General features: G+C 66.6%; 12 protein-coding genes. All 12 read left to right on the forward strand.

Annotated elements, in window-relative coordinates; all coding sequences use genetic code 11:
* Positions 1–19: 19 nt before the first annotated feature.
* The 12 genes from ACM14_RS10475 to mraY all read left to right on the forward strand — a co-directional run bounded on the left by ACM14_RS10475 (position 20) and on the right by mraY (position 14023).
* The gene (locus tag ACM14_RS10475; protein ID WP_065346113.1) at positions 20–1147 is read left to right on the forward strand and encodes a GTP-binding protein; all 1128 of its coding nucleotides are present in this window, start codon (positions 20–22) and stop codon (positions 1145–1147) included.
* A gap of 531 nt (positions 1148–1678) precedes the next feature.
* Entirely contained in the window at positions 1679–2173 is a 495-nt protein-coding gene (gene dksA, locus ACM14_RS10480) for an RNA polymerase-binding protein DksA (RefSeq protein WP_012203387.1), read from the forward strand.
* A 45-nt stretch (positions 2174–2218) separates the two neighbouring features.
* Complete coding sequence (locus ACM14_RS10485) at positions 2219–4000, forward strand: STAS domain-containing protein (protein WP_065346114.1); 1782 nt, start codon at positions 2219–2221, stop codon at positions 3998–4000.
* 124 nt (positions 4001–4124) lie between these two features.
* Positions 4125–4670 (forward strand): ATP-dependent protease subunit HslV, encoded by a 546-nt coding sequence (hslV, locus tag ACM14_RS10490; RefSeq protein ID WP_012203389.1) that lies wholly within the window; start codon positions 4125–4127, stop codon positions 4668–4670.
* 117 nt (positions 4671–4787) lie between these two features.
* The gene (hslU, locus tag ACM14_RS10495; protein ID WP_170962086.1) at positions 4788–6107 is read left to right on the forward strand and encodes an ATP-dependent protease ATPase subunit HslU; all 1320 of its coding nucleotides are present in this window, start codon (positions 4788–4790) and stop codon (positions 6105–6107) included.
* Between the two features lie 368 nt (positions 6108–6475).
* Positions 6476–6904 (forward strand): division/cell wall cluster transcriptional repressor MraZ, encoded by a 429-nt coding sequence (gene mraZ / locus ACM14_RS10500; protein WP_012203391.1) that lies wholly within the window; start codon positions 6476–6478, stop codon positions 6902–6904.
* Positions 6905–6919: 15 nt separating this feature from the next.
* Positions 6920–7849, forward strand: coding sequence for a 16S rRNA (cytosine(1402)-N(4))-methyltransferase RsmH (gene rsmH / locus ACM14_RS10505; protein ID WP_012203392.1), 930 nt, complete (start codon positions 6920–6922; stop codon positions 7847–7849).
* A 37-nt stretch (positions 7850–7886) separates the two neighbouring features.
* Positions 7887–8171: a cell division protein FtsL gene (gene ftsL / locus ACM14_RS10510; RefSeq protein ID WP_012203393.1), complete on the forward strand. Its 285-nt coding sequence runs from the start codon at positions 7887–7889 to the stop codon at positions 8169–8171.
* Positions 8168–9916, forward strand: a complete 1749-nt coding sequence (locus tag ACM14_RS10515; RefSeq protein WP_013804112.1) for a penicillin-binding protein 2 — start codon at positions 8168–8170, stop codon at positions 9914–9916. The genes ftsL and ACM14_RS10515 overlap by 4 nt, the downstream gene beginning before the upstream one ends.
* Positions 9913–11442, forward strand: a complete 1530-nt coding sequence (locus ACM14_RS10520; protein WP_065346115.1) for a UDP-N-acetylmuramoyl-L-alanyl-D-glutamate--2,6-diaminopimelate ligase — start codon at positions 9913–9915, stop codon at positions 11440–11442. Before ACM14_RS10515 ends, ACM14_RS10520 begins: the two co-directional genes overlap by 4 nt.
* Positions 11439–12854, forward strand: coding sequence for a UDP-N-acetylmuramoyl-tripeptide--D-alanyl-D-alanine ligase (gene murF, locus ACM14_RS10525; protein ID WP_065346116.1), 1416 nt, complete (start codon positions 11439–11441; stop codon positions 12852–12854). Before ACM14_RS10520 ends, murF begins: the two co-directional genes overlap by 4 nt.
* Entirely contained in the window at positions 12845–14023 is a 1179-nt protein-coding gene (mraY, locus tag ACM14_RS10530) for a phospho-N-acetylmuramoyl-pentapeptide-transferase (RefSeq protein ID WP_012203397.1), read from the forward strand. The genes murF and mraY overlap by 10 nt, the downstream gene beginning before the upstream one ends.
* Positions 14024–14027: the final 4 nt, after the last annotated feature.

The raw sequence follows: 14027 nt of genomic DNA on the forward strand, positions 1-14027 counted from the left end.
ATTTTCTGAAAGCAATCCCATGGCACTGATTCCCGTCACCATCCTCACCGGCTTCCTGGGCTCGGGCAAGACCACGCTGCTCAAGCGCGTGCTCAGCGAGTCCCACGGCATGAAGATCGCCGTGATCGAGAACGAGTTCGGCGAAGAGAACATCGACACCGACATCCTCAGGACGGAGTCCAAGGAGCAGATCCTGCAGATGAGCAACGGCTGCATCTGCTGCACCATCCGCGAAGACCTGCGCGAAACCCTGCAGCTGCTGGCCGCCAAGCGCCGCAAGGGCCTGGTGGAGTTCGACCGCATCGTGATCGAGACCACGGGCCTGGCCGATCCCGGCCCCGTCGCCCAGACCTTCTTCATGGACGACGAGATCGCCGAGACCTATCTGATCGATTCCATTCTCACCCTGGTCGATGCCAAGCACGCCAACCAGCAGCTGGATGATCGCCAGGAGGCGCGCCGCCAGGTCGGCTTTGCCGACCAGCTGTTCCTGTCCAAGACCGACCTGGTCAGCGAGGACGAGAAGAACGCGCTCATCCACCGCCTCAAGCACATGAACCCGCGCGCGCCCATCCGCGCCGTGCATTTCGGCGAAGTGCCCCTGAACGAAGTCTTCGACCTGCGCGGCTTCAACCTCAATGCCAAGCTGGACATCGATCCCGACTTCCTCAAGGAAGACGACCACGACCACGACCACGGACATGACCATGGCCACAAGCATGAGCATGACGAGCACTGCGGCCACGACCATGGCCATGAGCACGACGAGAACTGCGGGCACGACCACGCCCACGCCCATGACCACGAGCACGGCGAGCACTGCAAGCATCCGCACCACCATCACCACGATGACGACGTCAAGAGCTTCGTCTACCGTGCCGACCGTGCCTTTGACCCTGCCCGCCTGGAGGACTTCCTGGGCGCCATCGTCAACATCTACGGCCCGCGCATGCTGCGCTACAAGGGCGTGCTGAACATGCAGGGCACGGAGCGCAAGGTCATTTTCCAGGGCGTGCACCAGCTCATGGGCAGCGACCTGGGACCGCAGTGGGCCGAGGGCGAAAAGCGCCAGAGCAAGATGGTCTTCATTGGCATCGACCTGCCCCAGGACATCTTCCTGCAGGGCCTGGAGCAGTGCCTGGTCTGAGTTTTTTGTGAACCTTTGTGGGCAATCGGATGGCTTTTTGCTGACATCTGAATGACACAGGGGCCGCCCGCATGCGTGGGCGGCCCCTGTGCATTCCTGTGGGGTATGTGCAACGGCTTGCGCTCCTGTAGAGCATCGATACAATCGCGCCCCTGAAGAGAGCCCCCAAGCCCAATGGACTGCCCCGCAGGGGTCGCCCATACCGTGAGGAGACAGCAAGTGAGCGCCGAATCCAGCAAGAAGCCGTCAGTGGCCGCACCGGCCCCGGCTGCAAGCCAGAAGGCCGCGGTCCGCACTGCGGTCGGCGTTGCCGACCTGGTGTCCCTTGCTGACCGCAAAAGGGCTCTTTGCACGCACGGCCGCCGCACGGCCTGGATTGCCGCACCCCGCCGCACGGGGAAGCCGGCAGGTTCCGCAACTGCGGCGATCGGCTGTCCTACACGGCATTCGACCCGGGCGCCCCGATTGACAGTACCATCCATGGCCCCGTCCGAAGCCCTCGGCGCGGACTAAGTTAGCGAAACCAACACTATGCCTACCACTACGCAAACGCCTTCGTCGGGATCGACGAAACGAGACCCCAAGCTGGCCAATGCCTGGAAGACCAAGTCGGTGGAAGAACTGACGGATGCCGAAGTGCTGGCCATGTCGGATGACGAATACATGAATGAGAAGCAGATGGCGTTCTTCCGCCTCAAGCTGCTCACTCTCAAGCACGACATGCACACCAACGCGGGTGAGACGGCAGAAAACCTGCGCGAGGACACCGTGGTGGTTCCCGATCCGGCCGACCGCGCCACCATCGAGGAAGAGCATGCGCTGGAACTGCGCACGCGCGACCGCGAACGCAAGCTGCTCAAGAAGATCGAGCAATCCATTGCACGCATCGACGCAGGCGACTACGGCTACTGCGACGAGACCGGCGAGCCCATCGGCGTGGGCCGCCTGCTGGCCCGCCCCACGGCCACGCTGTCGCTGGAAGCCCAGCAGCGCCGTGAGCTCAAGCAGAAGATGTATGGGGATTGAGTTGCAGCAACGGCCTGCAGGCCGTCGGTGCTAATCTGACTCGCCATGGCAAAAGAAGAGAGCAGCAAATCGGGGGGGTTGTTGTCCAAGGTGGTGCGCTTTGTGCGCCACCCTACGGTCAATTGGTCCGACCTCGACGGCCTGGACGGGGAGCAGGAAAGCCAGTACAGCAAGCAGGCGCTCAAGGAAATGATCGAGCGCAAGCGCCGCAACGATTTCGTGCGCAAGCGCGAGTTCGACCAGCTGCGCCGCCTGCGCCAGGCCGAGCTGCAACAGGCCTCCAGGCCGGGCAGCGCACCGGTCGGTGTGCCCGGCCCCGCCGCGCAGGGCTCGCAATTTCTCAGCAGCCTGCTGAGCTCCAAATCCTCCGGTGAACGCGCCGTCACGCTCAAGAAGATCGACGAGATCGAGGCCCAGATGTCCCAGCAATGGTGGCGGGGCAAGCAGGCGGCCGATGCAACCACCATTCCCATGGCGCTGCCTGCGGGCGGCAACCCCGCTCCGGCCTCGTTTCGCAAGCAGCCGCCGCCGTCTGGGCAGATTCCCATGCTCAGCGACGTGGTGCCGCCGGCCATTGCCTCGGCCGGCGACGTGGCGGCCTTTGCCACCACCTTGCCCATGAGCCTGGCACCTGCGCCGCAGGTGCCCTCCGTCTCGACGGCTCCCATCATTGACCCCATGCCCATGGCCCGCCCCCTGCGGCCATTGGAGGGGGCAACCGATTTCCTGCCCGCCTTCGCGGCCACCGAGGTCTCTCCGCCGCAGCCCATGGACATGGTGCCGCCCTGCTTCGTGGTGTTCGAGCACGATCCCGACCTGGAAGAGCCGGCCATCCTCTTTGCCAATGGCGAGGTGGATGGTGCCGAGCAGGGCATGCTGGAGCTGATCGACCGGCGCGATGTTCCCGCGCAGCTGCCGGTCTGGCTGGCCTTGCTGGACCTGTACCGTGCGGCCGACCGCCCGCTGCAGTTCGACAAGGCGGGCATCGAATTCGCGGCGCGCTTCGGCCGCTCCGCTCCCCAATGGTTTGCGATGCCGCAACAGCGCACCGCCCCCGTGGTGTCCATGCCGGGCGCAGCGGCAGGGCGTGGCTGGCGCTGGAGCGCACCTGCACAGATCACGCCGAGTGCCGTGACGGCGCTGAAGGCCTCCCAGGCCAAGGCTTCCAGCCCCTGGAGCCTGGACTGGGCTGCCGTGGCCGGCATCGACGATGCGGCGGCCACGCCCCTGGAGGCGCTGCTGCAGCAATGGGCGGGCTCACAGGGCGTGTTCGTGCTGCTCAATGCGGACCGGCTGCTGGCGCTGCTGGGCACGCTGGCTCCCTCGGGCGATTCCAGCGTGGATACGCTGTGGTGGCGGTTGCGCATGGCGGTGCTGCGTTTGATGAACCGGCAGGATGATTTCGAGCTGGTGGCGCTGGACTACTGCGTCACCTATGAGGTCTCGCCTCCCTCGTGGGTGGACCCGGTCTGCCAGTGCCTGACGCAAGCCGTCGAAACCGAGGGCGCGGATGCGCCCCTGCAGGCAGGCATTGCTGCCACGGCGGACGCCGTGCGATTTGCGCTGGCCGGCACCATTGAAGGCGATGCCTCCACCTGGCTGGACCCGGTGCAGGAGGGGGCCAGCCTGGGCGAGCCCGTGTTCATCGACTGCACCCAACTGGTGCGCATGGACTTTGCGGCAGCCGGCTCCGTGCTCAACTGGGCTGCCCACATGCAGTCGCTGGGCCATGTGCTGCAGTTCGGCCAGCTGCACCAGCTGGTGGCGGTGTTCTTCAATGTGATCGGCATCCAGGAGCACGCGCAGGTCACTCCACGGCGGGACTGATCCTGCCGCGCAGCGGCTGCGCCACACCTCTTCCGGCAGGACGGCGCACCCGCCGCGAAGAGCGCGTGGGCATTCTTTGAGCAGGCCCTTGAGAAGGCCGCCTTCGCCCTCATCTGGCACCGCTATGGAACAGTATCACGGCACCACCATCATCAGCGTGCGCCGGCAGACCCCCGAAGGCGTGCAGGTCGCCATCGGTGGCGATGGCCAGGTCACATTGGGCAACATCGTCGTCAAGGGCACGGCGCGCAAGGTGCGCAAGCTCTACCACGGCAAGGTGCTTGCCGGCTTTGCCGGCGCCACGGCAGACGCCTTCACGCTGTTCGAGCGCTTCGAGGCCAAGCTGGAAAAGCACCAGGGCCACCTGACGCGCGCAGCCATCGAGCTGACCAAGGACTGGCGCACCGACCGCGTGCTGCGCCGTCTGGAGGCCATGCTGGCCGTGGCCGACGCATCGGCCTCGCTGATCATCACCGGCAACGGCGACGTGCTGGAGCCCGAGCAGGGCATCGTGTCCATCGGCTCGGGCGGCGCCTATGCGCACTCGGCGGCCAAGGCGCTGCTGACCAATACCGAGCTGTCGGCCGAGGAGATCGTGCGCAAGTCGCTGGCCATCGCCGGCGAGCTGTGCATCTACACCAACATGCACCACACGGTCGAGACGCTCTGACACCCGCGCGGCGCCGGCTTGCCCAGCAGGCCGGCGATCGAAACGCACGGCATTGAAACTCACAGTCGCCAGCGGCCAGGCAACGGGGCTGGCGGCGCAATGCATCGAATACACACCATGTCCTCTGCCATGACCCCCCAGGAGATCGTCTCCGAACTGGACCGCCACATCGTCGGCCAGGCTGGCGCCAAGCGCGCCGTGGCCATCGCGCTGCGCAACCGCTGGCGCCGCCAGAACGTGGCCGACGGCCTGCGCCAGGAGATCACGCCCAAGAACATCCTCATGATCGGCCCCACAGGCGTGGGCAAGACCGAGATCGCGCGCCGCCTGGCGCGGCTGGCCGATGCCCCCTTCATCAAGGTCGAGGCCACCAAGTTCACCGAAGTGGGCTACGTGGGCAAGGACGTGGATGCCATCATCCGCGACCTGGCCGAGGTGGCCGTCAAGCAGACGCGCGAGGCCGACATGAAGAAGCTGCGCCTGCGCGCCGAAGACGCGGCCGAGGACCGCATCCTCGACGTGCTCGTGCCCCAGGCCCGCAGCGGCGAGGTGGCCGCCGACAACACGGCACGCCAGGTTTTCCGCAAGAAGCTGCGCGAGGGCCAGCTCGACGACAAGGAAATAGAGATCGATGTCGCCGACGCGCCGCCCCAGGTGCAGATCATGGGTCCCCAGGGCATGGAAGAGATGGCCGAGCAGCTGCGCGGCATGTTCAGCCACATGGGCCAGGAAAAGCGCAAGACGCGCAAACTGCGCATTGCCGAGGCCATGAAGCTGCTGACCGACGAGGAAGCGGCAAAACTGGTCAACGAGGAAGACGTGCGCACCCGCGCCATCGCCAATGCCGAGCAGAACGGCATCGTCTTCATCGACGAGATCGACAAGGTGGCCACGCGCCAGGAAACCAGCGGCTCCGACATCTCGCGCCAGGGCGTGCAGCGCGACCTGCTGCCCCTGGTCGAAGGCACCAGCGTCTCCACCAAGTACGGCGTGGTCAAGACCGACCACATCCTGTTCATCGCCTCGGGCGCCTTCCACCTGTCCAAGCCCAGCGACCTCATCCCCGAACTGCAGGGGCGCTTCCCGATCCGCGTGGAGCTGGACTCGCTGTCGGTCCAGGACTTCGAGGCCATCCTCACCCAGACCCATGCCTCCCTGGTCAAGCAGTACCAGGCGCTGCTGGCCACCGAAGGCGTCACGCTGGAATTCACGCCCGAAGGCATCACCCGGCTCGCCGGCATCGCCTTCGATGTCAACGAGCGCACCGAGAACATCGGCGCGCGCCGCCTGTCCACCGTGCTCGAGCGCCTGCTGGACGAGGTCAGCTTCGACGCGGCCAATCTGTCCGGCCAGACCATCTCCATCGACGCGGCCTACGTGGACCAGCGTCTGCAGTCCCTGAGCCAGGACGAAGACCTCTCGCGCTTCATCCTCTGAAACGGGCCGGCTGCCGCGCAGCCGCCACCGAAGTGACTGCCCGCATTGCCGGGCAGTCACTTTTTGTAGGAGGGTTGCCCGAGTTGCAACCGGTCGCCAGCGAATTGAATCGTTGCAATTGCGTGCAGGCTTTGAGAGATCACTTGCAGTCAGTCCTCTAAGTACTTGTAAAGCCAGGGATTTTTGTCACCACTCACATTGCATTCGGCTTCTAAGTTGTTGATTTCATTGCAAATAATTGTCCATTCCCGGGTTGTGAAACACCAAATTGCTGCTACAGTGCAAAAAAGTGCAATTAAGTGGTGAAAGTTGCCTTTGTGCCCCGATTTCCGGGACGCGATGGCTCCAACCGACCGGGGTGACTGACCGTGTTTCAAGGGGCGTCCTCGCTGAATCTCGATGGAAAGGGGCGGCTGTCTGTGCCGACCCGGCATCGCGACGCCCTTGTGGCCATGGCCCAGGGCCAGGTCACCCTCACCAAACATCCCCACGGTTGCCTGATGCTGTTCCCGCGCACGGAGTGGCTGCAGTTTCGCGAGCGGATCGCGCAGCTGCCCATGTCGGCGCAGTGGTGGAAGCGCATCTTCCTGGGTAACGCCATGGACGTGGACATGGATGCCACCGGCCGCGTGCTGGTGTCGCCCGAGCTGCGTGAAGCCGTGGGTCTGACCAAGGAGGTCGTGCTGCTGGGCATGGGCAACCATTTCGAGCTGTGGGACAAGGCCACTTATGAGGCACATGAAGCGAAGGCCATGCAGGAAGAAATGCCTGCGGCCTTCCAGGATTTTGCTTTCTAGGAAAGAGGCGTTTTCTTGAATCAGCCGTTGCAACACATCACCGTTTTGCTCGACGAGGCCGTCGATGCGCTGCTGGACGGCGCCGCACAGCCCGTTGCCGGGCAATGGGTGGACGCGACCTTCGGGCGAGGCGGGCATTCCCGGCGCATCCTGCAGCGGCTGGGGCCGGATGGGGCCTTGCTGGCGTTCGACAAGGACCCGGACGCGATCGAAGAGGCAGCGCGCATCACCGATGCGCGTTTTTCGATTCGGCACGAAGGGTTTCGCCACCTCAGCGAGCTGCCGGCCGGCAGCGTGCAGGGCGTGCTGATGGACCTGGGCGTGAGCTCTCCCCAGATCGACAACCCCGAGCGTGGCTTCAGCTTCCGCTTCGAGGGTCCGCTGGACATGCGCATGGACACCACGCGCGGCCAGAGCGTGGCGGACTGGCTGGCGGAAGCCGATGCCCAGCAGATTGCGGAGGTGATACGTGACTACGGCGAAGAACGGTTTGCTGGCCCCATTGCAAAGGCGATTGTTGCTCGGCGCGAAAGCCAGGGGCCCCTTCGCAACACCGCGGAGCTTGCCGAGCTCGTGGCTGGCGCGGTCCGGACCCGCGAGGCTGGGCAGAACCCAGCGACACGCACATTCCAGGCTCTTCGGATTTTCATCAATGCCGAGCTTGAAGAGCTCGAACAGGCGCTAGAGGCCAGCCTGCGCGTGCTGGCGCCGGGCGGACGCCTGGTGGTGATCAGCTTCCACTCGCTGGAGGACCGCATCGTCAAGCAGTTCATCGCCAAGCACTCCAAGGAAGTCTATGACCGGCGCGCACCCTTTGCCGTGCCCACGCCCATGCGTCTTGAAGCGCTGGGCCGCATCAAGCCCAGCGAGGCCGAGGTCGCCGCCAATGCACGCTCGCGCTCGGCCGTGATGCGCGTGGCCCGCCGCACCGGGGTGCCTGCATGAAGCGCACGCACCGTCTGGCGCAAGAGGAGGGCGTGGCATGCTGCGCCTGAACCTCGTGCTGCTGCTGGCGGTGATGGCCAGCGCCATCTTCCTGGTGCACAACCAGTACGAATCGCGCCGCCTGTTCACCGAACTGGACCGTGCCGTGGCCGAGTCGCGCCGCCTGGCCACCGAGCAGCAGCGCCTGCAGGTGGAAAAGCGCGCCCAGGCCACGCCACAGCGCATCGAGGTCATGGCGCGCGAGCGCCTGCAGATGAAGCCGGCCACGCCGGCCATCGCCCAGTACGTCAATGACGATGCGCGCACCGGAGTGGCTCCATGACGCGCAGCGTGCTCTACACCTCCAGCCCGCTGCTGGCGTCCAAGACACCCCTGTGGCGCAGCAAGATGATCGTGGCCATGCTGGGCCTGGGCTTTGTCGGCCTGGGCGCGCGCGCAGCCTACGTGCAGGTGTTCGGCAACGACTTCTTCCAGCGCCAGGGCCAGGTGCGCTTTGCGCGCACGCTGGAGCTGCCGGCCAACCGTGGCCGCCTGCTGGACCGCAATGGACTGATCCTGGCCTCCAGCGTGCCGGCCGCCAGCATCTGGGCCATTCCCGAAGATGTCGAGCAGGACGACCCCGAGGTCAAGGCCAAGCTCAAGCAGCTGGCCGCGCTCATGGAGATGCCGCTGCCCGCGCTGATGGAAAAGCTGGCCGACGAGGACAAGACCTTCGTCTGGATCAAGCGCCAGCTCGACTGGGACGTTGGCCAGCAGATCCATGCCCTCAACATCAAGGGCATCTACCAGCGCAAGGAATACAAGCGCCAGTACCCGGAAGGCGAATCGGCCGCCCACATCGTGGGCTTCACCAATGTGGAAGACCATGGCCAGGAAGGCATGGAGCTGGCCTTCGACAAGGAGCTCGGCGGCAAGCCCGGCTCGCGCCGCGTGATCAAGGACCGCCTGGGCCGCGTGGTCGAGGGCGTGGGCGAGGAAGTGCCGCCTCAGGACGGCCGCGACATCCAGCTGTCCGTGGACAGCAAGGTCCAGTACTTCGCCTACCAGAAGCTCAAGGAGCAGGTCATCGCGCACAAGGCCAAGGCGGGCAGCGTGGTGGTCATGGATGCGCACACCGGCGAATTGCTGGCCCTGGCCAACTACCCCAGCTACGTGCCCGACAAGCGCAAGAACCTGACGGGCGAGCAGCTGCGCAACCGCGCCATCACCGACACCTTCGAGCCCGGCTCGACCATGAAGCCCATCACCATCGGCCTGGCGCTGGAGTCGGGCCGCTTCAAGCCGGAAACGCCCATCGACACCACGCCGGGCCGCGTCAACGTCACGGGCTCGACGATTTCCGACACCCACAACTACGGCCTGCTCACCGTGGCCGGCGTGATCCAGAAGTCCAGCAACGTGGGCACGACCAAGATCGCGCTGCAGATGCCGGCCAAGGAAATGTGGGAAACCTTCTCGGCCGTGGGCTTCGGCCAGAAGCCGCAGATCTCCTTCCCCGGCGCCGCCAGCGGTCGCCTGCGTCCCTACAAGACCTGGAGGCCGGTGGAGCAGGCCACCATGGGCTATGGCTACGGCCTGTCCGCCAGCCTGCTGCAGATGACGCGCAGCTACACCGTCTTTGCCAACGGCGGGCGCGTGATCCCGGCCACCATGGTCAAGACCGACGAGCCGCCCGTGGGCGTGCCCGTGTTCTCTCCGCGCACGGCCAATGAAGTGCGCAAGATGCTGGCCCTGGCGGCCGGCCCCGGCGGCACGGGCCAGCGCGCCCAGACCATCGGCTACTCGGTGGGCGGCAAGTCGGGCACGGCCCGCAAGCAGCAGGGCAAGGGCTATGCCGCCGGCAAGTACCGCGCCTGGTTCACGGGCATGGCGCCCATCGAGAACCCGCGCATCATCGTCGCCGTGATGGTGGACGAGCCCAGTGCCGGCACCATCTACGGCGGCACCGTGGCGGCACCCGTGTTCAGCGAAGTGGTGCAGCAGACGCTGCGCCTGATGGGCGTGCAGCCCGATATGGAAGTCAAGCCCTTGATCGTCGCCAACCCCGTGGAGGAGCCCTCGCTATGAGTTCCTCCCAAGCCCTGCGGGTGCTGTCCACGGCCACCGAGGCTGTCCAATGGCTGGCCGCCCGCCTGCAAGGCAGCGGCACGCTGCAGACCGACAGCCGCAAGGTCCGGCCCGGCGACGCCTTCATCGCCTGGCCCGGCGCGGCCACTGATGGCCGCGCCCATGTGGCCTCGGCCCTGGAGCGCGGTGCCATGGCCTGCCTGGTCGAAGCGCAGGGCGTCGAAGCCTTCGGTTTTTCCGGCGAGCACATCGCGGCGCTGCCCGGCCTCAAGGCCGCCACGGGCCTGATCGCCGACCAGTGGTTCCAGCATCCCAGCGCCCAGATCGATGTGCTGGCCGTGACCGGCACCAATGGCAAGACCACCACCGCCTGGTGGCTGGCGCACGCGCTGGCCCAGGTGAAGCTGCAGGAACGCAGCGGCTGCGCCCTGGTGGGCACGCTGGGCGTGGGCATTCCGCCCGCCATGGAATCCACGGGCATGACCACACCCGATCCGGTGCGGCTGCAGCGCGCGTTCCGCGAGTACGCCGATGCGGGCCTGGCGGCCTGCGCCATCGAGGCCTCGTCCATCGGCATCGTCGAGCACCGGCTGGACGGCACGCGCATCCGCGTGGCGCTGTTCACCAATTTCACGCAGGACCACCTCGACTACCACGGCAGCATGCAGGCCTACTGGGATGCCAAGGCCGCGCTGTTCGACTGGCCCGGCCTGCAGGCCGCCGTCGTCAATGTGGACGACGCGCATGGCGCACGCCTGTGGGCCACGCTGCAGTCGCGCAATCAGCCTGCCGCGCTCGACGTCTGGAGCATTTCCATCGAAGGCGCGGCGCGCCTGCAGGCCAAGGACATTGCGCTGGGTGCCGAGGGCCTGAGCTTCACCGTGATCGAGGCCGGCCACAGCCTGCGCATGCACACGCGCATGGTGGGCCAGTACAACGTATCCAACCTGCTGGGCGTGCTGGCCGCGCTGCGCTGCCTGGGCCTGACCCTGAACCAGGCCGTTGCGGCCTGCGCCCACCTGGAGCCCGTGCCCGGCCGCATGCAGCAGATCGTCCAGCCCGGCCAGCCGCTGGTGGCCGTGGACTACGCCCACACGCCCGATGCGCTGGACAAGGCCCTGCGTGCCCTGCGCCCGGCCGCCGAGCAGCGCCGTGGCCGGCTGTGGTGCGTGTTCGGCTGCGGCGGCGACCGCGATGCCACCAAGCGGCCGCTCATGGGGCAGGCCGCCCAGAAGAATGCCGACTGTGTGCTGGTCACCAGCGACAACCCGCGCAGCGAAGTGCCCGACCGCATCATCGACCAGATCCTGGCCGGCATGCAGCCTGGCGAGAACCTGCAGTCCCAGGCCGATCGCGCAGCGGCCATCGCCCAGGCGATTGCGCACGCCAGTGAACGCGACGTGGTGCTGATCGCCGGCAAGGGACATGAAGACTACCAGGAGACGGCGGGCCAGCGCCATCCGTTCTCCGACATGGCCGAGGCGCACAAGGCGCTGGCGGCCCGCGAAGGAAAGAAGCGGTCATGATGACCTTGCAACAAGCGCTGGAGCTGATCCAGTCGCATATCCCCCAGGCACGGCTGGTCGGCAACGGCCAGGCCGTGCTCACGCGGGTGCACACCGACACCCGCACGCTGCAGGCCGGGGATCTGTTCGTCGCCTTGAAGGGCGAGCGTTTCGATGCCAACCAGTTCCTGGCCCAGGCCCGCGAGGCCGGCGCTGCCGCAGCCCTGGCCCATGGCGGCCTGGAGGCCGCAGGCCTGTCCGGCATCGAGGTGCCCGATTCGCTGGCCGCCCTGGGCGCGCTGGCCACGGCCTGGCGCGCGCGCTTTGCGCTGCCGCTGATTGCCGTCACCGGCAGCAACGGCAAGACCACGGTCACGCAGATGGTGGCCTCCATCCTGCGCGCCCATGCGGGCGAGGCGGCCCTGGCCACGCGCGGCAACTTCAACAACTCCATCGGCCTGCCGCTGAGCCTGATGCGCATGACCGCCCAGCACCGCGTGGCCGTGCTGGAGATGGGCATGAACCATCCCGGCGAGATTGCCGAGCTGGCCGCCATCGGCCAGCCCACGGTGGCCCTGGTCAACAACGCGCAGCGCGAGCACCAGGAATTCATGCACACGGTCGAGGCCGTGGCGCGCGAGAACGGCAGCGTGCTGCTGTCCCTGCCCGCCGACGGCGTGGCCGTGTTCCCGGCCGGCGACACCTACACGCCGCTGTGGCGCGAGCTGGCCGCTGCGCGCCAGTGCCTGCTGTTCGGCGAGTCTGCCGATGGCGCCCAGGTCCATGCGCGCGATGCGCTGTGGCTGGGCAATGCCTGGCAGTTCACCCTGGTCACGCCCGAGGGCGAAGCCCCGGTGCGCCTGCACATTGCCGGCCGCCACAACGTGCGCAATGCGCTGGCCGCTGCGGCCTGCGCCCAGGCAGCCGGTGTGCCGCTGGCCGACATTGCACGCGGCCTGAGCGTGTTCGAGCCCGTGCAGGGCCGCTCGCGCGCACTGGGCGTTTCGGTGCAGGGCCGCACGGTTACCGTGATCGACGACAGCTACAACGCCAACCCCGACTCGGTGGCCGCGGCCATCGAGGTGCTGCGCGAACTGCCCGCTCCCCAGCTGCTGGTGCTGGGCGACATGGGCGAGGTCGGCGACCAGGGGCCGCAATTCCATGCCGAGGCGGGCGCGCTGGCGCGCAGCCTGGGCATTGCCCGGCTGTTCACGCTGGGCGCGCAAAGCACATCCGCCGCCACCGCATTCGGTGCAGGTGCGCGGCATTTCGAAGACATGGCCTCGCTGCAGCAGGCAGCCTGTGCCGCGCTGCCCGAGGTGGGCAGCATTCTGGTCAAGGGTTCGAGGTTCATGAAGATGGAGCAGGTGGTTCAGGCGGTCGAGGCGGCCGGCAAGGATGACGGTTGCAAGAAGGAGGCCGCATGCTGCTGATGCTGTCCCAATGGCTGCAGGGCCTGTCCCCCGAGTTCGGCTTTCTGCGCGTCTTCCAGTACCTCACGATGCGCGCCGTGATGGCCGCGCTCACGGCCCTGGTCATCGGGCTGCTGGCCGGGCCGCGCCTGATCCGCATGCTGACCTCGCTCAAGATCGGCCAGCCCGTGCGCGGCTACGGCATGGAGACCCATCTGGCCAAGAGCGGCACGCCCACCATGGGCGGGGCGCTGATCCTGCTGTCCATTGCCGTTTCCACGCTGCTGTGGTTCGACCTGTCCAACCGCTTCGTCTGGATCGTGCTGCTGGTCACGCTGGGCTTTGGCACCATCGGCTGGGTGGACGACTGGCGCAAGGTGGTCAACAAGGACCCCGAAGGCATGCGCTCGGGCGAGAAGTATTTCTGGCAGTCCGTCATCGGCCTGCTGGCCGCGCTGTACCTGGTGTTCTGCATTTCCGAGAACTCCAATGCCCAGGTCTTCGAGCTGTTCGTCACCTGGGTGCAGTCCGGCTTTGCGCTGGACCTGCCGCCCAAGGCGGGCCTGCTCGTGCCTTTCTTCAAGGAAGTCAGCTACCCGCTGGGCGTGCTGGGCTTCGTGATCATGACCTACCTGGTCATCGTGGGCGCCAGCAATGCCGTGAACCTGACCGACGGGCTGGACGGCCTGGCGATCATGCCCGTGATCATGGTGGGCTCGGCCCTGGGCATCTTCGCCTACGTCACCGGCAATGCCGGCTACGCCAAGTACCTGCTGTTCCCGCACATCCCGGGTTCGGGCGAGCTGCTGGTGTACTGCGCGGCCATGGCCGGCGCGGGCCTGGCCTTCCTCTGGTTCAACGCCCACCCGGCCCAGGTGTTCATGGGCGACGTGGGTGCGCTGGCGCTGGGCGCCTCGCTGGGCACCATTGCCGTCATCGTGCGCCAGGAAATCGTGCTGGCCATCATGGGGGGCATCTTCGTTGTGGAGGCGCTGTCGGTGATGCTGCAGGTCACCTGGTTCAAGTTCACCAAGAAGCGCTATGGCCAGGGCCGCCGCCTGCTCAAGATGGCGCCGCTGCACCACCACTTCGAAAAGAGTGGCTGGAAGGAGACCCAGGTCGTGATCCGCTTCTGGATCATCACCATGCTGCTGTGCCTGCTGGGCCTGTCCACGCTGAAGCTGAGGTGAGTGC

The organism is Delftia sp. JD2 (assembly GCF_001682645.1).
GTDB lineage: Bacteria > Pseudomonadota > Gammaproteobacteria > Burkholderiales > Burkholderiaceae_C > Comamonas > Comamonas acidovorans.